Annotated in this window: 20 protein-coding genes; 11 read left to right on the top strand and 9 right to left on the bottom strand. The window is 74.2% G+C overall.

What is annotated here, in order from left to right:
* Window positions 1-8 precede the first annotated feature (8 nt).
* From ABFY07_RS05020 to ABFY07_RS05005, 4 genes are all read right to left on the bottom strand, one after another.
* Window positions 9-2,501: a serine/threonine-protein kinase gene (locus ABFY07_RS05020; protein ID WP_346173264.1), complete on the bottom strand. Its 2,493-nt coding sequence runs from the start codon at window positions 2,499-2,501 to the stop codon at window positions 9-11.
* A 46-nt stretch (window positions 2,502-2,547) separates the two neighbouring features.
* Window positions 2,548-4,254 carry a S1 family peptidase gene (locus ABFY07_RS05015; RefSeq protein WP_346173263.1) on the bottom strand — a complete coding sequence of 569 codons (1,707 nt, stop codon included), beginning with the start codon at window positions 4,252-4,254 and terminating at the stop codon, window positions 2,548-2,550.
* A 54-nt stretch (window positions 4,255-4,308) separates the two neighbouring features.
* Complete coding sequence (otr(A), locus tag ABFY07_RS05010) at window positions 4,309-6,399, bottom strand: tetracycline resistance ribosomal protection protein Otr(A) (protein WP_346173262.1); 2,091 nt, start codon at window positions 6,397-6,399, stop codon at window positions 4,309-4,311.
* 176 nt (window positions 6,400-6,575) lie between these two features.
* Complete coding sequence (locus ABFY07_RS05005; protein WP_346173261.1) at window positions 6,576-7,208, bottom strand: TetR/AcrR family transcriptional regulator; 633 nt, start codon at window positions 7,206-7,208, stop codon at window positions 6,576-6,578.
* A gap of 135 nt (window positions 7,209-7,343) precedes the next feature.
* Here ABFY07_RS05005 and ABFY07_RS05000 point away from each other — a divergent pair, with 135 nt between their 5' ends.
* Window positions 7,344-8,165: an NAD(P)H-binding protein gene (locus ABFY07_RS05000; RefSeq protein WP_346173260.1), complete on the top strand. Its 822-nt coding sequence runs from the start codon at window positions 7,344-7,346 to the stop codon at window positions 8,163-8,165.
* 21 nt (window positions 8,166-8,186) lie between these two features.
* On the opposite strand, the gene ku is transcribed toward ABFY07_RS05000, so the two are convergent.
* Window positions 8,187-9,314 carry a non-homologous end joining protein Ku gene (gene ku, locus ABFY07_RS04995; protein WP_346173259.1) on the bottom strand — a complete coding sequence of 376 codons (1,128 nt, stop codon included), beginning with the start codon at window positions 9,312-9,314 and terminating at the stop codon, window positions 8,187-8,189.
* 30 nt (window positions 9,315-9,344) lie between these two features.
* Here ku and ligD point away from each other — a divergent pair, with 30 nt between their 5' ends.
* Both ligD and ABFY07_RS04985 read left to right on the top strand, forming a co-directional pair.
* Window positions 9,345-10,247, top strand: a complete 903-nt coding sequence (gene ligD / locus ABFY07_RS04990) for a non-homologous end-joining DNA ligase (RefSeq protein ID WP_346173258.1) — start codon at window positions 9,345-9,347, stop codon at window positions 10,245-10,247.
* Window positions 10,248-10,473: 226 nt separating this feature from the next.
* Window positions 10,474-11,424 (top strand): ATP-dependent DNA ligase, encoded by a 951-nt coding sequence (locus ABFY07_RS04985; protein ID WP_346173257.1) that lies wholly within the window; start codon window positions 10,474-10,476, stop codon window positions 11,422-11,424.
* Between the two features lie 79 nt (window positions 11,425-11,503).
* On the opposite strand, the gene ABFY07_RS04980 is transcribed toward ABFY07_RS04985, so the two are convergent.
* Both ABFY07_RS04980 and ABFY07_RS04975 read right to left on the bottom strand, forming a co-directional pair.
* Window positions 11,504-12,436, bottom strand: a complete 933-nt coding sequence (locus tag ABFY07_RS04980) for a 1-aminocyclopropane-1-carboxylate deaminase/D-cysteine desulfhydrase (RefSeq protein ID WP_346173256.1) — start codon at window positions 12,434-12,436, stop codon at window positions 11,504-11,506.
* A gap of 91 nt (window positions 12,437-12,527) precedes the next feature.
* Entirely contained in the window at window positions 12,528-13,364 is an 837-nt protein-coding gene (locus tag ABFY07_RS04975) for a class I SAM-dependent methyltransferase (RefSeq protein ID WP_346173255.1), read from the bottom strand.
* 105 nt (window positions 13,365-13,469) lie between these two features.
* Between ABFY07_RS04975 and ABFY07_RS04970 the strand changes: the two genes are divergently transcribed.
* From ABFY07_RS04970 to ABFY07_RS04940, 7 genes are all read left to right on the top strand, one after another.
* Window positions 13,470-14,504, top strand: a complete 1,035-nt coding sequence (locus tag ABFY07_RS04970) for a trypsin-like peptidase domain-containing protein (RefSeq protein WP_346173254.1) — start codon at window positions 13,470-13,472, stop codon at window positions 14,502-14,504.
* Entirely contained in the window at window positions 14,501-15,190 is a 690-nt protein-coding gene (locus tag ABFY07_RS04965) for an effector-associated domain EAD1-containing protein (protein ID WP_346173253.1), read from the top strand. The genes ABFY07_RS04970 and ABFY07_RS04965 overlap by 4 nt, the downstream gene beginning before the upstream one ends.
* 6 nt (window positions 15,191-15,196) lie before the next feature.
* Window positions 15,197-15,838, top strand: coding sequence for a hypothetical protein (locus ABFY07_RS04960; protein ID WP_346173252.1), 642 nt, complete (start codon window positions 15,197-15,199; stop codon window positions 15,836-15,838).
* 129 nt (window positions 15,839-15,967) lie between these two features.
* A complete protein-coding gene (locus tag ABFY07_RS04955) occupies window positions 15,968-17,431 on the top strand; it encodes a radical SAM protein (RefSeq protein ID WP_346173251.1) in 1,464 nt (487 codons plus the stop codon).
* A gap of 11 nt (window positions 17,432-17,442) precedes the next feature.
* Entirely contained in the window at window positions 17,443-18,603 is a 1,161-nt protein-coding gene (locus ABFY07_RS04950; protein ID WP_346173250.1) for a formylglycine-generating enzyme family protein, read from the top strand.
* On the top strand, window positions 18,600-21,020 hold the full coding sequence (locus tag ABFY07_RS04945; protein ID WP_346173249.1) for a hypothetical protein: 2,421 nt from the start codon (window positions 18,600-18,602) through the stop codon (window positions 21,018-21,020). The genes ABFY07_RS04950 and ABFY07_RS04945 overlap by 4 nt, the downstream gene beginning before the upstream one ends.
* Window positions 21,021-21,121: 101 nt before the next feature.
* The gene (locus ABFY07_RS04940) at window positions 21,122-22,075 is read left to right on the top strand and encodes an aminoglycoside phosphotransferase family protein (protein WP_346173248.1); all 954 of its coding nucleotides are present in this window, start codon (window positions 21,122-21,124) and stop codon (window positions 22,073-22,075) included.
* A 93-nt stretch (window positions 22,076-22,168) separates the two neighbouring features.
* Here the strand turns inward: ABFY07_RS04940 and ABFY07_RS04935 are convergent, their stop codons facing one another.
* Complete coding sequence (locus ABFY07_RS04935; RefSeq protein ID WP_346173247.1) at window positions 22,169-23,413, bottom strand: MFS transporter; 1,245 nt, start codon at window positions 23,411-23,413, stop codon at window positions 22,169-22,171.
* A gap of 125 nt (window positions 23,414-23,538) precedes the next feature.
* On the opposite strand from ABFY07_RS04935, the gene ABFY07_RS04930 reads away from it, so the two are divergent.
* Window positions 23,539-24,045 carry a MarR family winged helix-turn-helix transcriptional regulator gene (locus tag ABFY07_RS04930; RefSeq protein WP_346173246.1) on the top strand — a complete coding sequence of 169 codons (507 nt, stop codon included), beginning with the start codon at window positions 23,539-23,541 and terminating at the stop codon, window positions 24,043-24,045.
* 36 nt (window positions 24,046-24,081) lie between these two features.
* Here the strand turns inward: ABFY07_RS04930 and ABFY07_RS04925 are convergent, their stop codons facing one another.
* Complete coding sequence (locus tag ABFY07_RS04925; protein WP_346173245.1) at window positions 24,082-24,699, bottom strand: TetR/AcrR family transcriptional regulator; 618 nt, start codon at window positions 24,697-24,699, stop codon at window positions 24,082-24,084.
* Between the last annotated feature and the right edge of the window lie 151 nt (window positions 24,700-24,850).

The following is a 24,850-nucleotide window of genomic DNA, read 5'->3' as shown; positions in this document are numbered from 1 at the left end:
TCCCCCTGTCAGACGCGGGTCATGGGCCTGACGGCGTTGGCCCGGTCGACCAGCACCTCCAGGGCCTCCGGGCTGTCCGCCTGCCGGGCCAGGGCCCGCAGGGCCTCCTCGAGCCTGGCCCGCACCACGGATTTCTCGTCCGGCTCCCCGAACAGCGCCCCCGGCTGCTGCGCGCCGCCGGGGCCGCCGCCGTACCGGAGCACCCAGTCCAAGGCGGTCTCCAGCACCTCGGCCCTGAGCCGCTCCCGGGCGTGGCCCTTGGCCCGCCCGTCGTCCAGGTACAGCCGCGGCAGCCGGGTCAGCGCCTCCGCGAAGTCCGCCTCGGTCGGCAGCCCGTCCGGGTGGCCCAGCCGGCCGGCCAGCACCCGGACCGTGGCGATCTGGGCGGCGTCGTGGTGGCGGGAGACCTTGGGCACCCCGCTGAGGACGTCGACCGCCCCGGTGCGGTCGCCCGCGGCCAGCCGCAGCCGGGCCAGGCCGAAGGCCGCGCTGCCCTGCGAGCGGTTGCGCTGCCAGACCGCCTGGTAGAACAGCTCGGCGTCGGCGTGCTCGCCCAGCTTCTCGGCGCAGTACCCGAGGGCGAGCTTGGGCGCGTACTCCCCGGGCAGCGCCCCGTACACCGCGTCGAACTCCTTCCGGGCCGCCTCCACGGCGCCCTCGGCGAGCCGCACCAGCGCGCGGTGCCAGTTCAGCCGCCAGTCGTACGGGGCGGCGTCCGTGCCGACGATCCGCTCGGCGGCCCTCACCTGGGCGTCCGCCTCGGCCGGCTCGTCGAGTTCGAGATGGGCGCGGCAGGTGCGGAAGCGTATTTCGGCGGACTCGTGCGGGAAGGCGCCCAGCTGCTCGATCAGCCGCCGCGGACCGCTGCTGGTCGGGGTGTTGAGCAGCGCCGCGCCCGGGTCCCTGGGGTCGGGGAACGGCACCGGCAGCCCGGGGGGCACCTCGGCGGGGCCGGGCCGGCCGTCCGCGAGCACCGGGCGGGCCTCCCCGGTCAGCCAGCGCTCCAGGCCCGGGATCCGGCCGAGACCGGAGTCCAGCAGGGCCGCGGTCGGGGCGAAGAGCGTGGACGGCTCGGGCTGCTCCCGCTCCAGCCGCAGCGAGTGGATCTCCCGCAACACGCCACGCAGCTGCTCGGCCATCTCGCGCGCGGAGCCGAACCGCCGCCGCGGGTCGTGGGCCGTGGCGCGGGCCAGGAGCCGCCCGTACGACGCGGCGCCGAGGCCCGGCGGCCGCTGCGCGGCCCGCTTGGCCTGCTGGGAAAGGCTCCCGAGGGTCTTGCCGACCCCGTAGATGTCGTGCAGCTCGGTGAGGGCGGCGGCGCCGCGGTAGACCACCTCGGGAGCGGCGAGCTTCTCGGTGATGACGGGCCGGCCGTGCCGCTGCCCCAGCCGGCGGACCGCGCCGAGGTCGATCACCTTGACCCGGCCCTCGTAGTGCATGACGTTGCTCGGCTTGAGGTCGCAGTAGACGAGCTTCTCGCCGTGCAGATACTCCAGCGCGTCCAGGATGTGCGCGCCGTAGGTGAGGATGTGCTGGTGGACGCGGGGCCCGTCGAACGGCGGGACGGACCCCGCGATGTAGTCCCTGATCTGCGCGAGGGTCACCCCGGCCACGAACTCCATCACGATGTAGCCCCGCAGGCGTCCGCTGTCGTGGTCCGGGTGGGACACGTAGTTGATGATGCGCAGGATGCCCGGGTGGTCGAGCAGGGTCAGATAGCGGCGTTCCTCGATGGCCGCGCGCTGCGCGGCCTCGTCGTCGTCGTTGAGCAGCCCCTTGACGGCGACGGGCTGGTGGTCGAGCTGGGTGTCCTCGGCGAGGTAGACCCAGCCTTGCCCGCCGTACGTGACACAGCCCACCACCTCGTACTGGCCGCCCAGCAGGTCCCCGGGGCGCAGTTGCGGGGTGAAGTCGAAGGGGTGGCGGCAGCGGTGGCAGACCCCGGCCCACAGGGCGGGCTGCCCGGCGTAGGGCGCGCCCACGATCTCCTCGCAGTCCGGCCCGGCGCAGGGCTGTCCCTGCGGGGGCGGCTGGGGGTCGTCGTCGATCAGATGGCGGAGGGAGGGGAGTTCGACCCGCGGCAGGTCCATCAGTCCCTCGCCCGCGGGCCGGACGGTGAACTTCCGGGCGACGGCGCGGCGCTGGGCGCGCACGGCGGTGGCGGTCGACTCGGACTCCAGGAGGCCGGCGGCGGAGGCGGGTGCGGCGGTGGCGGGCGCGTCGGGGACGGGGCGTGGGCCGGTCCCGGAGGGGCCGCCCGGGGTGTGGCCCAGCGGCCTGCGGCCGCACTCCGAGCAGAACCCCCGGGCGTTGATCGGGGCGCGGCCCGCGCCCGGGCAGTCGGGGCGGACGCAGACCGCCGCCCCACCGCGCGCCCCGCCGTTTCCCGCCCCGCCCGCCGCCCCGCCGTTTCCCGCGCCGCCCGCCGCCCCGCCCGTCGTTCCGCCTGCCGCGCCGCCCCTCGCCCCGTCCGTCGTTCCGTCCGCCGTCCCGTCCGTCATCGTCCCCGTTCCTCCCCGTTTTCCGCGCATCGGCCCTGGGGGCCGCCTACGGCCCGATCTCGTTGACAGCGCGCACGAACCGGTCCACCGCCTCCTGCGCGGCCGCCACGTCGTACGGCGGGGCCTCCAGCAGCTCGACCGCCGCGCGCTGGAGCGGGATCAGCTCCGGGTGCTCGGAGATGGCCCGCGCCCCCGCGCCCGCGGCGGAGGCGCGCAGCAGCCCCTCCAACTCGGGAACGCGCCTGAGCTGCTCCTCGGCCGCGCGCAGCGCCGCTTCGGCGCGCCGCAGGGCCGTGGCCACGGAGTGCTCGAACATGGCCAGCTTGGCGATGATGTGATGGGTGTGCAGCCCGGGGTCGGCGCGCAGCCGGAGCAGGTTGATGCGCAGCACGGCGGCGCCGCGGGTGTACGGCGGGCCGGGCGCGGGGGAGAGCAGCGCGCGCCGCTCGGCGGCCTCGCGCTCGCGGGTCTCGGCGCGGGTCACCTGCCCGGCCAGCTCCTCAAGCCACGCGTCGATCCGCGCCCGGTCCGGGCGGAACAGCCGCTCGGCCAGGCGCAGCCCCGGCACCCCGGGGTCGCGGAAGACCAGCATCAGCCGGCTGCCCTGGTCGGCGAGCAGCTTCATGAAGCGGACCATGGCCTCCGGGTCGTGGGCCCGGTCGACGCTCACCGCCACGATGGTCAGCGGCACCGCGTTGGCCCGGATCCGGCTGAGCGGCGAAGTGTCCCCGAGCGACTTGAGGTCCATCCGGTCGGCGACCCGCTTGGCCACGTCGGTGTCGGTGCGGCCGGTGACGTCGAGGGCCAGGTCCAGGCTGCCGATCGGCGGGACAGTGTCGCGCGGCGCGGCGGACAGCGCCTCCTCGGCGCGGCCCCCGGACAGCTCGCGGTCGGCGAGCGTCACGGCCCGGCTGAGCGCCTCGTACCGGTCGCTGTCGTCGTCGGCGATCACCACCGTCTCCACGTCGGCGGTCCCCTCCCGCCCGGCCAGGCTCTCCCGCCGCAGCCACAGGGCCAGCCGCTGGGCGAAGCCGATGTCCTGCACCCCGTCGGTGAGCGGGGAGACCAGGGGCGGGTCGACGCCGCGGTGGCCGCCCGGGCGGACCTGGGGCAGATGCCGGGCGATCGTCTCGACGGGGATCATGTACGAGAAGTGCCGCCGCTCGGCGCTGGGCACGCTGTCGGAGTCGTCGTAGCGGCTGACCACCATGCCGATGACATGCCGGGTCTCCGTGTCCTCGACCCCGGCACCGCTGAAGCCGTGCCGCACCACGTGTCCGCGCGACTCCGGGTCCAGCTGGACCCACTCCGCGCGGGGGCCGGCGGTGCCCGCGATCCGGGCCGAGGACCACATCCCGTGGTCGTTGCCGTAGGGGAAGCCGCACATCCGCACCGGCCGCCCGGCCACCGGGGGCAGCCGGAACAGCGGCGCGGCGTGCTCGGCGGGCTGCGGGCGGCTGAGGGTCAGCAGCGCCACATCGCCGCAGTCGTCGGCGCGCGGCGGGACCCAGCAGCCGACGGCGACGCGCGCGCCGACGGGCTCGGCGTCGGGCACGCCGACCAGGTCGACCAGGACTTCCGTGGCCGGCACCGGCCGCCCGTCCTCGGGGATCACATGGGCGCACGTCAGCACCGTCTCGCTGCCCAGAAGGATTCCGGCGCCCAGGACCTCGCCGGCCGTACTACGGATCCGTACCCGCCAAGTCCCGTCGTGGGCGGGCGCGTTGGCGGGATTGCCGATTTCCGCCCCCATGTGGCCAGAGCATACGCCCGGGACGTACGGAAGTGACCCCATCGGGCCGATGAGTCACGGGAAAGGGTGAGCGGGAGGGGTGAGGGGGCGTACGTCCGGCTTGCGCCGGTCGCGCCCCAGCGGGCGGTATCCGGACGGCCGGGACCACCACACGGCCTCACCGCGGGTCAGGCCCGGCAGCCACCGCTTCACGCCGTGCACCTCCCGGGCCGGGATCCGCCCTTCGAGCAGCCAGGCCGGCTCCCCGCCCGCCGTCTCCCGGGCGTCGGCGATGTCGGCCTCCGCCGCGGTGAGCTGCGCGGAGACCGGGGCCAGCGCGTCGTGCGGGATCTCCAGCTCGAAGGCGTGGCACGGCTCGTACGCCCGCGTCCCGGCCTCGCGCAGCGCGCGCTCCAGCACCACCGGGGTCAGGCCGCGGAAGTCGCCCGCGGTGCTGACCGGGCTGCAGAAGCCCGAGCGGACGAGGGTGACCACGCAGTCGGTCACCGGCCGCCCCTCGTGGCCCTGGGCGAGCGTCTCGTACACGGTCTCCTCGATGGCGTGGTGGAAGGCGCGGGGGAGCGCGCCCAGTTCGGTCTCGTACCGGAAGGCCGCCCCGGAGCCGGCCGGGGCGGGCTCGACGCGCAGTCCGATGGTCGCCCAGAGGCCGGTGTGCCCGCGCCGGGCGATCTCCTCGCACGCCTCGCCGACGCCCACGGGCCGCTCGATGTGGGCCGGCCGGCTGGGCTCGAAGTCGGCCTCGATGCCGAAGTCGCGGGCGAGGGTCGCCGCGATGATCTCCTTCTGCACCTCGCCGTACAGCAGTACGGAGGTGGCGCCGCCCGGCAGCGCGCGGGTGTGGATCAGCGGGTCCTGGTCGGCCAGGGTGAGCAGGGCGGCGTGCAGCCGCGCGGCGGGGCCGGGGCCGGGCTGCCGGGCGCGGACGACGGTGCTCAGGCTGGGGGCGGCGAAGTGGGTGGCGGTGCCGGTATCGGCTCCGGTGTGGGTCGTGGTCGCGGTATCGGCGTCGGCCTTGGCGTCGGTCCCGGCGGCGGCCGGGCCGAGCCGGTCGCCGACCCGTACCTCCGCCAGGCCCCGCACCTTCGCGATGTTCCCCGCCGTCAGCCGCCCCGCCCCGGCCTCCGCGCCGGCCCGGCCGACGACGTCGAGCGAGGTGATCTGGCCGGTGTACTCGACGGGCGTGCCGCCCGGCCCGTGGCGGTGGAGCGTCACCCGCTGCCGCACGGCCAGCTCGCCCGCGAACAGCCGCAGATAGGCGGTCTTTCCCGGGGCGCCGGCCCGCCGCTCCACGGCGAACACCGTCCCCCGCGGCGCCGCCCCGCCCGCCCCCTCCTGGCTGTTCGCCCCGTCCGGGCCGCCGGGCGCTGGCGGTAGCAGGCGCACCATCGCGCGGACGAGCGCGCCGACGCCCTCGCCGCTCAGCGCCGAGCCGAAGAACACCGGGTGGACGCGGCCCTCCGCCGTGCCGGCGGCCAGCGCGGCCCGCAACTCGGCGGCCGTGGGCGGGGGCCCGTCCAGGACCCGGGCCAGCAGCGCGTCGTCGGTCTCGGCCAGGGCCTCGGCCGCGTGGGCGCGGAAGTCGGCGTCGTCGAGCGACCGGGGCAGGGCGCGGGCGTCCCGCGTGCCCAGGTCGCGTACGGCCGTCATGGCGACCGGGTGCGGGGCCAGCTTGTGCCGGATGTCGGCCAGCAGCCCCTCGTGGCGGGCGCCCGCGCGGTCGATCTTGTTGACGAAGAGCAGGGTCGGCAGCCGCAGCCGCCGCAGGGTCTTCATGAGCACCCGGGTCTGCGCCTGGACGCCCTCGACGGCGGACAGCACCAGGACCGCGCCGTCGAGCACGCCGAGAGCGCGCTCGACCTCGGCGATGAAGTCCGAGTGGCCGGGCGTGTCGATCAGGTTGACCTGGGCCGGCCCGACGGCGAAGGAGGCGACCGCGGAGCGCACGGTGATGCCGCGTTCGCGCTCGATGTCGCCGCTGTCGGTCTGGGTGGTGCCGCTGTCGACGCTGCCGAGGCGGTCGATGGCTCCGGTGTCGAAGAGCAGGCGCTCGGTGAGGCTGGTCTTACCGGCGTCGACGTGCGCCAGGATGCCGATGTTGACGGTCCGGGTGATGCGCGGGGTGCGCGGGGTGTGTGCCGTGGGCATGCGTGGAGAAGTCCTCGAGAACGGTCGTCCGGTGGGGGCGCTGGGTCGTTCCGAGGAATCGGCGCATCACATGCTCCTGTCGGTGGTCGGACGGACGCGGGCCATCCTGTCAGCGCGAGCGGCGGTGTCAACCGAATTACGGCTGTACGGGGGCCGTCGCGCCGGGGGGTGTCACGTCAACGCGGGTCCCGCTGCTGCGCGAGGTGGCGGACGATCCGGCGGAGCTGCTCGGCGTAGTGCTCGCGGAACTCGGGGGAGTCCGGGTCGAGGCCGAAGAGCTGCCGTACGGCGTGGGGCAGCGCGACCGGCGCCGAGACCAGGCTGATGAACAGCAGCATCGCGGCGGCGGGGTCGAGGTCCTCCGCCAGCTCGCCGTCCGCCTGGCGGCGCCGCAGTGCGGAGAGGTCCTCGCGGGGCTCCTCCAGCGCGCCGCCGGTGAGGCCCTTCCAGAGGTTGAGGCGGGTGGCCCGGGGGTCGGCGAAGGTTTCCCGCAGATAGCGGACGATCAGCTCGTCGAGGGGGGCGGCCGGGTCGACGATGTCCTCCTCCTCGCGGCGCAGCCACTGGCGGTGCAGCTCCCGGTACAGCCCCTCCTTGCCGCCGAAGTAGTAGCTGATGAGCTGCTTGTTGAGCCCGGCCCGGTCCGCAATGTCCTGGACGCGGGCCCCCGCGTACCCCTTCTCGGCGAACTCGTCCATGGCGGCGTCCAGCAGCAGCCGCCGGGAGCGCTCGGGGTCGAGCTTGCGCTCCGCGGGCGCGGGGGCGCGGCGGGGCTTCTTCGGCGGTTCCTGTGGCTCTTTCTCCTGCACCCGCTCAGGCTAGCCTCAGGCCGCCGCCTCGATCCATCTATCTGTTTGACAAGTTCATCCGTCTGGATGAATGTGGAGGCGATCAATGCAGTGGCACAGCAGGGCAATGAACACGGCACAGCAAGGAGATTCGTCATGATCGTGGTGACCGGGGCTACCGGGAAGGTCGGCAGGTATGTGGTGGACGAGCTGGTCGCGGCGGGCGCGGAGGTCCGCGCGCTGACCCGCGACCCCGGCGCGGCGCGGCTGCCCGAGGGGGTGCGGGTGGCGCGGACCGAGGACCTTCCCCTGGAGGGCGCCGAGGCGGTCTTCGTCAACCCGGCGGTGCTGTGGGGCAAGGGCGCCGGCGAGCTGCTGAGCGAGGCCACGCGGGCGGGGGTGCGGCGCGTCGTCACCCTCTCCTCCTCGGCCGTGCTGTTCGAGGGCCCCGGCAACCCCATCGGCGACCACCACCGCGCGCTGGAGGCCGAGATCGAGGCGTCCGGGCTGACCTGGACGCATGTGCGGCCGGGCGCGTTCGCCTCGAACGCGCTGCAGTGGGCGGGGCAGATCCGCGAGGGTGACGTGGTGCGCGGCCCGTACGCCGGGGCCCACACCGCGCCGATCCACGAGGCCGACATCGCGGCCGTCGCGGCCCGCGCCCTGATCGGCGAGGACCTCGCCGGTCAGGCGCCGGTGCTGTCCGGGCCCCAGTCCCTGACCTTCGCGGAGCAGGTGACCATCCTCGGCGAGGCCCTCGGTCGGCCGCTGCGGTACGAGGAGATCCCGGCGGAGGCGGCACGCGAGGGGATGACCGGCGGCGGCGTGCCGGCGGACATCGCGGACTCGCTGCTGCGGATGTTCGCGGAGTCCGTCGGCCGCCCGGCCGAGATCTCCCCGGAGACGGAGCGGATCACCGGACGCCCGGGGCACACCTTCGCCCAGTGGGCGAGCGACCACGCCGCCGCGTTCAGCTGACGTCGCAGCGGGGGCCCGCCGTCAGGAGGCCGACCGGCCGCCCGCCCGTTTGGCGGCGGCCTGCTTCTTGGCGGGGGCCTTCTTGGCCGCGGCCTTCTTCGCGGTCGGCTTCCCCGCCGCCCCCGCCGCCGACCTCCCCGCCGTCTTTCCCGAGGCCGTCTTTCCCGCAGCCGTCTTGGCGCCGGCCTTCTCGGCGCCCTTGGAGGCGCTCTTCTTCGCGGGCGCGGCGGTCTTTCTCCCGGCGGGGGCCTTCTTGGCGGGCGCGGCGGCCTTCCCGCGCGCCCGCAGCGGGTGGACCGTCGCCTCCCGCGCCTCCTCGCCGACCGCCTCCGCCGCCTCCCCCTCCTCCGCGGCCTCGCCCGCCCCCTCGCCCCGGGCCTGGCGCGCGCTGCGCACGCTGTCCCGCAGCGCCGCCATCAGATCCACGACCTGGGCCCCGGCCGGGGCCTCGCCGGGCTCGGCGGTGGGCGTGGCGCCGGCCATCTTCGCCGCCACCAGCTCTTCCAGCGCCTCGTGGTACTCGTCGCGCAGCTCGTGCAGGTCCACCTCGCCGAGCGTCTCCATCAGGGTGTCGGCCAGGTCGAGCTCCGCCTCCCGCACCGTCACCCGCTCCTTCGGGGCCACCCCCACCGGATCGCGCACCTCGTCCGGCCACAGCAGCCGGTGCAGCGCGATCGCGTCGCCCACGACCCGCAGCATGCCCAGGCGCTCCCGGCCGCGGTGGGCGTATTTGGCAATGGCGACCTTCTCGCTGCGTTTGAGCGCCTCGCGCAGCAGGGCGTACGGCTTGGCGGCTGCGGTGCCGTTCGCGCCGAGGTAGTAGGCGTCGCCCATCTGGAGGGGGTCGATGTCCGCCGCCGAGACGAACGCCTGGATCTCCAGGGCGTGGGTCGTGGGCAGCGGGAGGTGCGCCAGGTCGTCGTCGGTGATCGGGATCAGCGTGCCGTCGGCGTCCTCGTACGCCTTGCCGATGTCCCCCGCGTCCACCTGCTTGTCCTCGAGCTCGCAGACCTTGCGGTAGCGGATTCGGCCGCCGTCCTTGGTGTGCACCTGCCGGAAGGAGACCGAGTGGTCCTCGGTCGCCGGATACATCTTGATCGGAATACTGACCAGACCGAACGAAATGTTCCCATTCCAGATGGATCGCATGCTTGATCCCTTTCGTGAGATTCTTATCGTATGTCCCCGATCGCGGAGGTGGAGGGGCGGCGCATCGCGCTCAGCAACCTCGACAAGGTGCTCTATCCGGCCACGGGCACCACGAAGGGCGAGCTGCTGCACTACCTGGCGGCCACCGCCGGCCCGCTCCTCCGTCATCTGCGCGGCCGGCCGCTGGCGTTCCTGCGCTTCCCGGACGGCCCCGACGGCGAGACGTTCTTCACCAAGAACCCGCCCCCGGGCATGCCCGACTGGGTGCGGACCGCCGAGGTGCCCCGCCACGAGGGGGAGACCGCCCGCCAGGTCCTGATCCAGGACCTGGCCTCGCTCATGTGGGTCGCCAACCTGGTGGTCGAGTTCCACGCCCCCATGTGGCGCGCCGACCGCGACCCGGTCCTCGCCGACCGCCTCGTCTTCGACCTCGACCCCGGCCCGCCCGCCACGATCGTGCACTGCTGCGCCGTGGCCGAGTGGCTGCGCGAGCGGCTGCGCGACGACGGGCTCTCCACATACGCCAAGACCAGCGGCTCCAAGGGGCTGCACCTGCTCGTCCCGGTGGAGCCGACCCCCTCCTGGCAGACCACCGGCTACGCCAAGAAGCTCGCCATGGAGGCCGCGGCCGCCGTGCCCGGCCTGGTGACCTCCAAGATGACCCGCTCGCTGCGGCCGGGGAAGGTGTTCGTCGACTTCAGCCAGAACGCTGCCGCGAAGACCACGGCCGCCCCCTACACCGCCCGCGCGCGCAGGGAGCCGACCGTTTCCGCGCCCGTCACCTGGGGCGAGGTCGAGCGGTGCGAGGACGCCATGCAGCTCGTCTTCCGGATCGACGACATCGCGCCCCGGCTGGACCGCCACGGTGACCTGCTGGAACCCCTCCTCGACCCGGCCCTGGCCCGCCCGGTCCCCCCAGGAGTAGCGCCATGACACCCCCGGCCCCCCAGGGCACTCCCCGGCCCCCCACCACGCCACCGCCCGGGGCCCAGCCGCCCGGCGCCACCCCGCCGCAACTGCCCGGGCCCCAACCGCCTCCCGGGCCCCAACCGCCTCCCGGGCCCCAACCGCCTCCCGGGCCCCAACCGCCTCCCGGGGCCCAACCGCCTCCCGGGGCCCAACCGCCTTCCGGGGCCCAACCGCCTCCCGGGGCCGCGCGGTGATCCCCCACTGGGACCCACCCTCTCGGCTGCCGCTGCTGCCGCCCGTGGAGGTGGCGCTGGCCCGCCCCGTCCAGGCGTTTCCCGACCCGGCCGGGCGGCGGCTGGCGTACGAGCCGAAGTTCGACGGCCACCGCGTACTGATCTTCCGTACGGAGGACGACGTCCTCCTCCAGGCCCGCTCCGGCCGCATCGTCACCACCGCGTTCCCCGACCTGCGGGACGCCGCGGAACACCTCCCGGCCGGCACGGTCCTGGACGGGGAGGTCGTCGTGTGGACCGGCGGCCGTACGGACTTCGCCGCCGTCCAGAAGCGCGCCGCCGCCACCCGCGCCCGCGCCGCCCGGCTCGCCCGGGAACTCCCCGCCTCCTACGCCGCCTTCGACCTGCTGGCCGCCGGGGACCAGGACCTCCGCCCGCTGGCCTACGAGCGGCGCCGCGCCCGGCTCGTCGCGCTGCTGGAGCCGTACGGGCCGCCGCTGCAGCCCGTCCCCATGACCACCGACCCGGAGCTGGCCGCCACCTGGTACGACACGCTCCCGGGCATCGGCGTCGAGGGCCTGGTGATCAAGAGCCTGGGCCAGCCCTACCGCGCGGGCCGCCACTGGTGGAAGCTGCGGCACTCCGAGACGCGCGAGGCCGTGGTGGTCGGCGTGGTCGGCCCCCGCCACCATCCGCGCTCCCTCGCGCTGGTGCTGCCGGGCGACGACGACCCGGTGGTCTCCACCCCGCTCTCCCCGGCCGTCCGCGCCCAGATCTCGGCCGCGCTGCGCGGCCTCCCCGCCGCCCCCGAGCCCACGGCGGCCGGCCCGGCCCCCACGGCCAAGGACATGGTGGGCACCGAGATCTCCTACCGGCCGGTGACCCCCGAGCTGACGGTGGAGGTACGGCAGGACAGCACCGCCCGCCACGCGGCGACCACGGTGATGCGGTTGCGCGGCCCGGAGTAGCCGCGCGGGTTTGCGGTGAGTATGGGACGGCGACACGCCGACGCGACGGCGTGTCGCCGTCCCATACTCACCACAAACATCAGACCGGGTCCGGCGGCCCCGTGATCACGGCGGTGACCCGGCTCCCCGGCGGCAGCGCGGGGCCGCCCGCCAGGTCGTACACGCACCGCAGCATCTTGGCGACGTACCGGCGCTCGACGGCCAGGCCGTGCCGCTCCTCGAAGTCCTCGGCGAAGGCGGCCAGCCCGGCCGGGACCCGGCCGTAGCCGCCGCCGTGGTGGTCGTGGTCGATCCGCCAGTTGGCGAAGGCGCGCCCCCACCCCAGCTCGTGCAGCCGCGCCACCTCGCCGTCGAGGTACCGGGCGCCCTTGACCACCGCGACGCCCAGCGCCCGGGCGCCCTCGGGCAGCGCGGCGGCGATCCCGGCCAGCGTGCCCCCGGTGCCCACCGCGCAGCACACCACATCGCCAGGACCCAGGGCGGGCAGCTCCGCGACGATCTCCGCCGCCCCGCGCGCCGCCGCCACGTTCGTACCGCCCTCCGGCAGCACATAACTCCGCCCCCATCGCTCCTCGAGCCGCCGGACCGTCCCCGGCTCCGCCAGCCCGCTCAGCGTCTCCCGGAAGCGCGCCCGGTCCCAGAACGCCAGCTCCATGCCGTACGCCTCGGCTCGCGCCAACGACCAGTTGCGCGGCGCCCGGGCCAGCTCGTCACCCCGTATCACCCCCACCGTCCCCAGCCCCACCGCCGCCCCGGCGGCGGCCACGGCGCGTATGTGGTTCGAGTACGCCCCGCCGAACGTGAGCAGCCGCGCGTGCCCCTCGTCGAGCGCGGCCCGCAGATTGGGTGCCAGCTTGCGCCACTTGTTGCCCGGCACCGCCGGATGCACGAGATCGTCCCGCTTCAACCGCAACTCCACCCCCCGCCCGGCCAGGCGCTCGTCGTCCACCCGCCACACCGGGGACGGCAGCCGGGGCGCGAGGGCGAGGACGGGGTCGAGGGGCGGGCTCATCTCTCCATTCTGCCTGGTGGGGCCGGTTCACCCGGCCTCGCCGCCAGCCTGTACGCCACGGCCTGCACGCACCCGGCGGCGACGCGGGCCGTCAGGCGAACCGCGCGATCGCGGTCATGGTCGGCCGGAGGTTCCGTACGCCCGGCAGCCGGTAGAGCACCGGGGTCAGGGCCCCGAAGTACGGGCCCCGGCCGCGCGGCAGGTGGAGTTCGCGGACGTCGACGACGCCGGGGTGGGCCGTGCGCACCTTGGGCAGCTCGCCGGCGTTCAGTGACCACGGCATGCCGGGCATGCGGTAGTTGCGCGCGGGGCCCTTCTCGCCGCGCAGGGTGGCGGCGCCGAGCCAGCGGGGGACCGCGTCGAAGACCAGCGCCCCGCCCCGGAACCGCTCGGCGCACGCCGCGATCAGCTCCCGCACCTGGGGCGGGCGCAGATACATCAGCAGGCCCTGGGCGGTGAGCAGTACGCCGCCCTCGGTGTCGACCTCGTCCATCCAGGACAGGTCGAGCACCGACCGGGCGAGGGTGCGGCGCCGCTCGGTGTCCGGCAGCAGGGCGCGGCGCAGTTCGGCGGTCTCGGGGAGCTCGACGCACAGCCAGTGCGCGCGGCCGTTGTCGATCCGCCAGTACTGGGTCTCCAGGCCCTCGGCGAGGTTGACGACGGTCCCGTCGGGGTGTTCGGCGAGGAAGTTCCGTACGGCGTCGTCGAAGGTCCGTACCCGCAGCGCCTGGCCCTGGGCGAGCAGCGGATGGGGTGGGCCGAAGGTCTCCTCGAAGGGGTAGTCGAGGCGGTCGACCAGCTCGATGGCCTTGGGGTCGTGGAGCACCGTCCTGGGCTGCCGGGCCTCGTACGCCCGGTGGTAGAGGTTCCACAACAGGGTCTCGGGGACGGGGCCGAGTCGCACGGGTAGCTTGTCCTGGTCCGCCATGTGCCTGCTCCCTTCCGGTCGTGCCCTTCCGCGAAGAATATGCGTGAGGTTACATCTCGGGACTCTCGCCCGGGACGGGCCGCACATCTCCCCTATGCTGGGACCGTGCCGCATTTTCTCGACGCGCTGCCCTTCGACTGGAGCAGGCCCGAGTCCCGCGAACTGCTCGACTTCCTGGCCGGTATCCATTTCCGGGAAGGGCCGGTTGTCGAGTTCGCCGCGCGGGCGGGGGTGAAACCGGCGACGATCGCCTGGGACCGGCCGATGTATTCCGTCTGGCACGACCTGATCACCAAGGCCCGTAACCAGAATCGACTGCGCGCGCTGCTCGAACAAGTGGCGGACAACGACGAGGCGGTGGCGCTGCGGCTGGGGGAGTTGACGGCGGCGGATCCGGTGGTGGAGGCGCCGGCCGGGGCGGACACGGGGGTCGTGTGGAAGGGGTTCGACGCGCGGGGCGCGTGGGAGCGGCAGATCTTCGACGAGCCGACCCTGCTCGACGTGGCGTTCATGCGCCGCGGTGTGGAACTGGCCCCGGCCGTCGCGCGGTTGCTGGTGACGCTGGAGGGCGGGCGGGCGTACGGCACGGCCTTCCGGATCGGCGGCGATCTGCTGCTGACCAACCACCACGTCCTGTACGACCCCGGCCCCTCGGGCTTTCGGCCCGCGCGGGACGTCGAGGCCTGGCTGCACTACGAACTCGACACCGCCGCCCGGCACCGCGTCCCCACGGTGGTGCGCTGCCGACCGGAGACGATCACCGGGGACCGGGCGCACGACTGGGCCGTGATCCGGACGGCGGAGCCGCTGCCGGACGAGATTCCCGTCATCGAATTGGCCGCCGGTGAGCAGGTTTCGGTCGGCGAGCGGGTCTATATCATTCAGCATCCGCACGGCGGGGTGAAGAAGATAGGAATGCACCACAACGTCGTCCGCCATGTCGATGACGATGTGATCCAGTATTGGACGGACACCGAGGCCGGCTCATCCGGCTCGCCCGTCTTCGACGAGCGCTGGCAATTGATCGCCCTGCACCACCGGTGGCTGGCCGTCGAGGACGCGGGGAAGCGGGAATTCCGTAACCAGGGGCGCCGGATTTCCCGGGTGGCGGAGGGACTGACCGCGGCGGGGTTGCTATGAGTGACGACGGGGGCTTTCTGGACCGGGTTCCCTTCGCGGCCGGGGACCCCGGGGCGCGGGAGCTGCTCGACGCTCTCCTGGCCGCGTACGACCAGGGTGCCGAGGTGCGGGAGTTCGTCCTGGCGGCGGGTCTGCGCGCGGCCGAGTTCTCCTGGTCGGCGCCCATGGCGGAGGTGTGGCCGCAGGTCCTGCGCCGGGCGGCGGACCAGGGGCGGCTGCGACGGCTGGTCGGGGTGATCGCCCAGGACCCGAACAGCGCGGCGTACGCGGTCATCGGCCGGCTGGCCGCGCCCCCCGCGCCCCCGGCCGAACCTGACGCCTTCCCGTCACCGGCCGCCGCGCCCCCGGCCGAACCTGACGCCTTCCCGTCACCGGCCGCCGCGCCACCCGCCGCGCCTGACGTATCCGCCGCGCCCGCCCCCGTCCCGTACCGCGCGGGCGACGTGCGCCGGCTGGTCGCGGAGGCCCTCGACGACGACGAACTCACCGCCCTCTGCCTCGACCATTTCCCTGCGGTGTACGGCCAGTTCGCCCAGGGCATGAGCAAGTCGCAAAAGACCATCCGGCTGATCGAGTACTGTGCGCGGCGTGATCGGCTACCGGACCTCGTACGACGGGTGGGCGAGGTCAACCCCGTCAGGCACCGCGAGTTCACCGACCGCCTGGAAAGCCGAGACGAAAGGTGAGCGAGCATGGACGAGCGTGAACTGAAACTCAATTCCCTGGCGCGGTATGTCAAGGCGTCGGAATTGTTCGTCCTCGAGGAACACGGGCATTGCGAGGTGCCCGCCGGCTGCGGCGGTGTGGTGCTGCGATGGCGCAATCCGCGGGCCGGAGTTCCCTTCACGATGTGGCTGGAGACCGACGGCCCGTGCGAGATGTACCTCGACGGCACGACGCCGACCTCCGCCCGCCCCTTGGTTCCCTTCGGCACGCATGTGCTCGCGTTCGAGATCGCCTCGTACCACCCCGCCTACACCACGCTGATGTTCGCCGGGGTGTACAAGCCGGATGACGAGACCCATATACAGACCACGGCCCCGCAGGGCGGCGCGGAGACTTCCGTGCTCTCGGCCGCCGACGGCAGTTGGACGTATTCCCTCGACGAGCCGGAGGACGACGCCTGGACGCGTCCCGATTTCGACGACGACGGCTGGCTGCCCATGGAGCTGCGGCCGGACCGGCGGCCGGCGGAGGATCCGGAGCGGGATGCCGAGCCGTACCGGGTGAGAAGGCTGAAGGAATTCGGCGCGGTGGGGCTGGGGGTTCCCGGGCGGGGCGGCCGGGTGTGGATCCGCAAGGTCTTCACGATCTCCGATCCGCACGCGGCCTGACCGAACGGCCCCACGGCAGGGACTCCGCAGCAGCGGCCCCACAGCAGCGGCACCGCAGCAGGGACTCCGCAGCAGCGGTCACCATCAGCGGCCCGCCATCAGCCGCCTGACAACACACGGAGGTTAACGATGCCGGAACGGGCCCCGCTGGTGCTCATCCCGCAATTCTTCGGCAGCCTGGTCTTCGACCGCCGTACGTCGCGATATCTGCCGTTCGACGCCGAGACCACGGACGTCCTGAGGCGGCTGAGCGCGCGCCCCATCGACCACGTCCTCGCGGAGACGGCCGACGCGGACCGCCGCGTCCTGATCGAGCGGCTCTTCGAGCACTTCTACGACCTGGGATTCTTCACCGTGGACGGCCGGTTCGCCGGGGTCGTCAAAGAGGACCTGGACGTCCCACCGGGCCACCTGACCGGCCCGCTGGCCGTCCATCTGGAGGTCATCGCCTCGTGCAACCTGGGCTGCACCCACTGTTTCGCCGGTGACCTCCCGCGCCGTGAGAAGCGGCTGAGCCTGGAGGACATCGACCGGCTGTTCGCCGAGATGGCGCGCCTGGGCAGCTTCCGGCTCGGGCTCACGGGCGGTGAACCCCTGCTGCGGAAGGACATTTTCCGCATCATCGACATGGCCCTGGACCATGGCCTGGCCCCGTGTATCACCACGAACGGCCTGCTCATCACCGAGGAAATCGCCAAGGAATTCGGCAAGCGGGAACTGGTCTGGCTGAATGTCAGCCTGGAGGGCGCGACGGCGGAGACGAATGACCGGGTGCGCGGGCCCGGCACCTTCGCCAAGGTGCTGGACCGTCTCGCCGTGCTCCGCGAACACGCGCGTTTCACCCTGGCCTTCACCATCATGCGGACCAACCTCGAGGAGATCGACGCCTGCGCCGAACTCGCCCATCGCGTGGGCGCGGACACCGCCGTGTTCCGCCCGCTCTACCCCGTGGGCGTCGCCGAGCGGAACCAGGAACTGATGCCGAGTTTCGCCGAATACACCGAAGCGCTGAACGGCCTGGCCCGCCTGGGCCGGGACAATCTCGACGACCCCTTGGACCTGCGCCACATCGACCCGTTCAGCCCGTATTCCCGGCAGGAGACGCAGTCGGTCATCCACCAGAACTACGGCTGCGGCGCCGGGAACCTCGTGTGTTCCGTCTCCGTGTCCGGCGACGTCAATCCGTGCAGCTTCCTCGGGCCGGAATTCGTCGCCGCCAATGTGCGCGACACCTCCCTCGCCGAGATCTGGCACCACAGCGCCGGCTTCCGGGCGATACGGGACCTCCCGCACACCGACCCGGCCAGCGGCCACGGCCAGACCGCCACCTTCGCCGGCGGCTGCCGCGCCCGCTCGCTCGTCCTGGCCGGCTCGGTCAACGCGCCCGACCCCTGGATCAGCGAACAGGTCGCGGCGGAGCGGCGCTCGGGCTCGGCGGTCCGCAACCCGCTCGTCGTGTTCGACGTCTCGGCGCGGCGGCCGCGTACGGCCCCCTGCCAAGGCGCCCAGCCCACCGGAGCCCACGGCTCCCACGGATCCCACGGGGCGTGCGGCTCCCACGGGTCGTGCGGCCCCCTCGGGTCGTGCGGGTAAGGGCGGCGCAGATGGGATCCGCGTACGACTGGCTGCGCACCGACCACACCGCCACCGGCAGCCCCCGGGACCTGCTGCGGCTCGCCCGCGAGCTGGAGGACCGGGGCGACCCGCGCACGGCCGCGACCGCCTACGACCGCGCCCGCATGGTCGCCCCCACCGACCCCGAGATCGCCGCGGCGCGGCGCGCCCTGCTGGACCGGATGGCGGTGGAGGAACACGGCATCGTCTTCCGCTACGTCCCGGCCGGCTCCTTCGTCATGGGCAGCTACGGCGGCGACCCGGACGAGCGCCCGGCGCACCCGGTGCGGCTCGACGACTACTGGCTGTCCGAGACCCCGGTGAGCTGGGCGGCCTACTGCGACCTGATGGACTGGGAGCCGCCCCCGACCGGGATGCCCACGGATCTGCCTCCCCGCAGCGGACGGGTCGACCCAGGCTGGTTCCTGTACGAGGCGAACAAGATCCGCCTCCAGTACTGCGAGGACGCGACCGTCCGCGCCACCGACTGGCACGCCCATGCGCCGCGCCACGAGTGGGTCGACGGGCAGGGCGAGCGGATCGACTCCCGGACCCTGTTCGGCTCCCCGCGCCGCGACGACCCCCGGCGGCCCTGGGCGTATGACCGCAAGCCCATGGTGGGCGTGTCCTGGCAGGACGCCGAGGAGCTGTGCGCGCTGCTGTCCACCCCGAGGGTCCGCTACCGCCTGCCCACCGAGGCGGAGTGGGAGCGGGCCGCGCGCGGCGGCCTGCCCGGCCACCGCTACCCCTGGGGCGACGAGCCCCCGACGCCGGAGCGCTGCGACTCCGGCCGCTTCGACGAGTTCTCCATCCTGCCCATGAGGCGCCTGCCCCCCAACGGCTACGGCCTGTACGCGATGAGCGGCGGGGTGTGGGAGTGGACCGCCGACTGGTACGACGCGGAGTACTACCGCGACAGCCCGGCCGCCAACCCCACCGGGCCCGCCCGGGGCCAGGAGCGGGTGCTGCGCGGCGGCTCGTGGGCGGACTGCGCGGAGGCGGTCACCGTGTCGTTCCGGATGTCCCGTGACGCGGGCAGCTGGCGCTCGGGCGGATGGGGCGCCCACATGACGCCGAACATCGGGTTCCGGCTGTGCCGCAAGGACCTCGCGTCCACCCGCGAGGACCCCGCGCCCACGGTGACGCCATGACGAGCCCGCCCCCGTACGACACCGTGACCAACGCGGGCGCGGTGCGGGCCCTGATCGACCGGGCCCTGTCCGAGGACGAGATCCGGGACCTGTGCTTCGACCACTACCCGGAGGTGTACCGCGAGCTGGCGGCGGCCATGAGCCGCCGCGAGTGCATCCGCAGGCTGGTCGCCTGGTGTCACGCCCGGCAGGAGCTCGGCGCGCTCGTCGCCCGTGTCGCCCAGCTCAACGCGGAGGCCGTCGCCGCCCACGCCGACGCGCTCGCCTCCGCCCCGCGGGACCCGGGCCCCCAGCCCGCGCCGGCCGCCCGCTCCTTGACGGCCGGCGTCATCCACGCCCTGCCCCCCGCCCCCAGCTTCGTGGGCCGCGCGGACGAACTGGCCGCCCTCGGCCGCTTCTGGCGGGACGACGGGGCGGGCGTGCTGGCGCTGCTCGGCCTCGGCGGCGCCGGGAAGACCGCGCTGGCCGGCGAGTTCCTGGCCCGGCTGCGGGCCGGGGAGGCCGACCCGCCGCCCGACGAGCTGTTCATCTGGAGCTTCTACCTCAACCAGGACGTCAAGGAGTTCCTGGAGGTCGCGTACACGTACTTCAGCGGCGGCGCGGTCGTGCGCGGCAGCCCCACGGGCACCTTCTACCTGCTCGCGGAGCTGCTCGCCAGGCCGGGGCGCAGACTGCTCGTCCTGGACGGCCTGGAGCGGGTGCAGCGCCCCGCCACCGACCGCCACGGCGCCTTCGGCGATCTGAGCGACCGGCTGCTCGCCCAGGTCATCGACCGGCTCGCGGACGGCCTGGGCGGCACCAAGTGCCTGATCACCAGCCGGCTCCCGCTGCCCCGGCTGACGCCCTGGCAGGGCCGGGGCTACGCCTGGCTCGACATCGACCAGCTCAGCCGTGAGGACGCGGTGGCGCTGGTCCGGGGGCGCGGCGTGCGCGGCGGCGACGACGCGCTGCACGCCCTCGTCGACGAGTTCGGCGCCCATGCCCTCACCCTCGACCACCTCAGCGGCTACCTCGTCGAATACGCCGCCGGCGACCCGGCCCGGGCAGCCTCGCTGCCCGAGCCGCGGGCCGACTCGGGAGAGCCGCAGGAGCGGCGCCTGGCGCGGGTGCTCGACGCGTACGAGACCGTGCTGAGCGAGCGGGAGAGCGCCCTGCTCGCCCGGCTGTGCATCTTCCGCTTCGGCGCCTCCGCCGAGCAGCTCCACTCCGTCTTCGCGTGCAGCGCCAGCGCCAAGATCGCGGGCCCGCTGCACGGCCTGGACCGGCGGGACGTTCTCGCCACCCTGCGCCACCTGCTCCAACTGCACCTGGTCATGCGCGAGTCGGCCGAGCTGTTCACCGTCCACCCGGCGGTCCGCGACCACTTCTACCGCTCCTTCACCGACCCGCGCTCCGTCCACCAGGCCGTACGCCGCCACTACAGCGCGCTGGTCGCCGGCCCCGGCGTGCTGCCCCCCGACCACCCCGAGACGCTGGACCTCCTCGAGGAGCTGGTCCACCACTCCCTCGCGGCCGGCCATGTCGCGGAGGCCGAGGAGGTCTACCGGCTGCGCATGGGCGGCTACGAACACCTCGCCTGGCAGACCGGCCAGTACAGCCGCTGCGTCCGCGTCCTGGAGGAGTTCCCCGTCTGCCCCGACCCGGGCGGCCTGCTGTGGTGCTACCGGGCGATCGGCGACCTCCCCGCCGCGCTGGCCCGCATCGACCCGGACGACACCTGGTGGCTCGCCATGATCGGCACCCTCCGGGGCCGCCACCGCGAGGTGGCCGACCTGTTGCGCGGCAACCGCCACGACCCCATCCTCGCCGTCGCCCGCGCCCTCACCGGCGGCATGCCCGTCGACCGGCTGGCCGGTGCCCCGGTCTGGTTCGGCCTCCCCCTCTCACCGGCCGAGTGCCTCCTGGAGGCCGGCCTGACCGAACCGGCCCGGGCGTATGTCTCGCGCGCCCGGGAGGCCCTGGCCGACCAGGGGCGGGACGCCGTCTGGAACGACGAGCTGGCCCGCTACGACCTGATCGAGGCGGCCCTCGAATGCGACCGCGGCGACCTGGTCATGGCCCAGAGCCTGCTGGAGGCGGCCACCCAGTGGATCGTCACCTCCGGTTCCCAGGAACACCTCTGCCTCCTCCACCGCGGCCGGGCCCGCCTCGCCCGCGCCCAGCGCCACCACGCCCTCGCCGCCACCGCGCTCGGCGAGGGCCTGCGCACGGCCGAGCAGTGCGGATTCGGTCTCTACCACCTCGCCCTCCTCCTGGAGAAGGCCGAACTCGCCCTCGACGCCGACGACCCCGGCACCGCCCGCGATGCCGCCACCGCGGCCCTGGCCGCCGCGTCCGACCCGGCCTGCCACGACGTCCTGGCCATGGCCCGGGCACGCCGTCTCCTGAGCGCATCGAACAGCGGACACATCCCCTAGGGTGAAGGCATGCTTTGACGCCTGCCCGCGGCCCGGGCACCCCCACCACCTCCTTCGCACGGCCCATCCCGACCCTGTGGACCCCGAAGGAGACCTTTTCCATGAACACGTCGACACCCAGGACGTCGACCCCTAACACGTCGACACCCATCGACGTCCCCGACGCCTTCGCCGCGTCGTACGGCACGCAGGGCGCCTCCGCGCGCGCCTGGCTCGCCCGGCTGCCCCGGCTCGGCGGTGACTTCCTGGACCGCTGGGAGCTGCGGCCCGACGGTCCGTCCGCGCACGGCATGGCGTCGCTCGTGCTGCCCGTACGGCGGGCTGACGGCACCCCCGCCGTCCTCAAGCTCCAGGAGCCGCGCGAGGAGACCGCGGGCGTCGCCGCCGGGCTGCGGGCGTGGCGGGGCGACGGCGTCGTACGGCTGCTGGACCACGACGAGGAGAGCGGCACCCAGCTGCTGGAGCGGCTGGACGCGGGCCGGCCGCTGTCGTCGCTGGCCGACGACCACGCGGCGATGGGGATCCTGGCCGAGCTGATGGCCCGCCTGACCTCGGTACCCGCGCCCGAGGGCCTGCGGGGGCTGGGCGACATCGCCGCCGCCATGCTCGATACGACCCCGCGTGCCGTACGCGCGCTGCGCGACCCCGCCGAGCGGCGGCTGGTGCGCGACTGCGCGTCCGCCGTGGCCGAGCTGCTCGGCGAGCCGGGCGACCGTCTGCTCCACTGGGACCTGCACTACGACAACGTCCTGGCCGGGGAGCGGGAGCCGTGGCTGGCCATCGACCCGGAGCCGCTGGCCGGCGACCCGGGCTTCGAGCTGCTGCCCGCGCTGGACAACCGGTGGGACGAGGTGGTGGCCACGGGGGATGTGGCGCGGGCGGTGCTGCGCCGCTTCGACCTGCTGACCGAGGTCCTCGGGCTGGACCGGCGGCGGGCGGTCGGCTGGACGCTCGGCCGCGTGCTTCAGAACGCGCTGTGGGACATCGAGGACGGCAAGCCGGCGCTGGAACCGGCTCAGGTGGCGATCGCCACGGCCCTGATGCGCCACCGATAGGCCGGGCGGTAGGGCCGGGCGGAAGGCGAGGGCGGTAGGGGCGGGGCGGCCCGGGCGGTGGGCGAGGGCGGCAGGGGCGGGCGGCCCGGGCGGTCAGCTCAGCACCAGCAGCGTGGCCACCGCCGGGCCGACCGCCCCGCCGAGCTGGTAGCCGAGGATGAACAGGCCGATGGCGGTGGGGCGGTGGGCCGCCGGGACGGCGGAGGCCGCGTCCATGGACTGGGTGGCGTTGGCGCCCGTGGCGCAGAACACCGCCGCGCCCGCCGCCGCGAGGAGCGCGGGCGCGCTGTGGGCCCACACCGCCGTCGCCGCGGCCAGCGCCCCGACCGTGAGCAGCACCGCCCGCACCCGCACCCGGCCGAGCCGCGCCGACACCGCCGCGAAGCCGAGGGCCAGGGCCGAGCCGGTGAGCAGCGCCACCAGCTGGCCCGTGGCCACCGCCCCCGTGGACCAGCCGGTCCGCCCGGCGATCAGCCGCGGCACCGCGAACAGCAGCACGAAGTACGAGGTGGAGAGCGTGAGCGCGATCAGCGTCGCCGTACGGAAGATCGGCGTGCGCAGCACCGCCGACGGCACGAACCCGTCCGGGCGGCGGCGTATGTGCAGGGCGAGCAGCACGGTCGCGGCCACCGCCGCGCCGGCGGCCGGCAGCGGACAGAAGGGCAGCAGGATGACGCCGGTGATCAGGGTCGCGAGCAGCAGCGAGCCCCGGGTGTCGTAGCGGCCCTCGGCGGGCGGGGCGGTGGGGATGTGGCGCCCGACGGCCGGTACGGCGAGCAGCGCCACCACGGACACCGCCAGCGCCGCCCGCCAGGACACCGCGTCGCTGAGCCGCTCGCCGAGCAGCGGACCGGACGCGCCCAGCATGCCGAACCCGGCGCTGATCACCCCCATCCGCCGGGCGTCGCCCGCCAGGCTCATCGCCACCGCGATCAGCCCCGCGCCGCCCGCGGCCTGCGCCGCGCGCCCGGCGAGGGTCAGCGGCAGCCACGGCGACGCGACCAGCGCGACGGTGCCGCCGAGCACGAGCGCCGCCCCGACCCGCAGCGCCGTCCGCGCGCCGCGCCGCCGCAGCAGGGTCGCCAGCAGCGGCGTCCCCACGGTCATCGCCCAGGCGAAGGCGGTGACCAGCCAGGCGGCGGTCGCGGTGCGGACGCCCAGCGAGCGGCCCATGTCGTCGAGGATCAGCACCGGGGCGTTGGCCCCGGCGGCGACCGGCGTGGCCAGCAGCGTCAGCCAGAGGACGGGGACCCGACGGGCCCGCTGCCGGCTTGTGCCGGCGCCGGGACCGGGGCCTGTGCCGGTGTCGGCGGTATCGGTGGTCGAGGTGGCGGACAAGGGTTCCCCCTGGTTGTCTCAAGGTTGATTCTCTCAACGTTGAGATAAAAACAGCCCGGCTCGTACGGCGTCAAGTGTCTTAACCTTGAGAAGGTCTACGCTGAAGGAACCCGAGGGGAGTGCCGTTGAGCGACATCGTCGATCTCATCGCCGAGCAGTGGGTGAAGGAACGCCCGGAGCTGGCGGACGACCTCTGGCCGATCCAGGTGGTTGCCCGCGTGCAGCGCATGCAGCGCGTCATCGACAAGTCGCTCAAGGCGTTCTGCGCCGAACACGGCCTGGAGACGGGCGAGTTCGACGTTCTCACCACGCTCCGCCGCTCGGGCCCGCCCTACGCCCTGACCGCGGGTGCCTTCCTCAAGGCCGCCATGGTGACCTCGGGTGCCATCACCAACCGCATCGACCGCATGGAGGCCAAGGGCCTGGTCGAGCGGGTGCGCGAGGGCAGCGACCGGCGCACCGTCCTCATCCACCTGACCGAGCGCGGCCGGGAGCTCACCGACACGGCGATGACCGCGCACCTGCGCAACTACGCCAACATCCTCCGCGGCATCGACCGCGACGAGTGCGAGCGGGCCGCCGCGGTCCTGCGCAAGATCCTGGAGGCCCACGGCGACACGTCCATCACCTGAGCGGTGTCGGTGTCGATGTCGGTGTCGGTGTCGGTGTCAGTCTGACGGGCACGGGCCGAGGAGCCGGTCCAGGGCGCGGCGGGTGCGGTCGCCGGCGTCCGGGGCGCCGAAGAGCTGGATCTCCTGGTTCAGCGCCATGTAGAGGCCGACCAGTTCGTATGCGATCTGCTCCGGGTCCGTGTCGTCCGGCAGGTCGCCCGCGGCGACGGCGGCGCGCGCCTCAAGGGCGAGCCGGCGCCGCCAGAGCCCGAACAGCCGGGCCACCGCCTCCCGTACGGCACCGTCGCGCGCGTCGAACTCGACGGAGGCGGTGGTGAACAGGCAGCCGCCGGGGAAGGTGTCGCGCGCGCTCTCCATGTAGGTGATCCACGCCTCGCAGATGGCGCGCAACCGGGGCAGCCCCGGCTCCGCGTCCCGCGCGGGCTCCCACACCAGCCGCCGGAAGGCGGCCGCTCCCGTCTCCAGCGTGGCGAGTTGCAGCGCCTGCTTGGTGCCGAAGTGGCCCAGCACCCCGGCCTTGCTCATCCCCAGGCCGGTGGCGAGCCGCCCGATGGTCAGGCCTTCGAGCCCTTCGACCGAGGCGATGGCGACGCCGTGCTCCACGATGCGCTCCCGCGTTCTGCGGGCTTCGGCGGCCGACTTGCGTGGACTCATGGCGTCAGGGTACCCGGCCGCCGACCCTTTAGCTTCCGACCGATCGGTTGCTATATTCCCCGGCAGTGTTGCGTAGACAGTGTCTGCGCCGTCCAGCCCGGGAGAACAGCCGTGGCGGGAACAGCCGCGGGAAGAACAGCCGCGGGAAGAA

The organism is Streptomyces sparsogenes subsp. cuspidosporus, assembly GCF_039532705.1.
GTDB classification, from domain to species: Bacteria; Actinomycetota; Actinomycetes; order Streptomycetales; family Streptomycetaceae; genus Streptomyces; species Streptomyces sparsogenes.
Note: the sequence above shows the minus strand (reverse complement) of the source record. Positions and strands in the feature narration are given on the sequence as shown.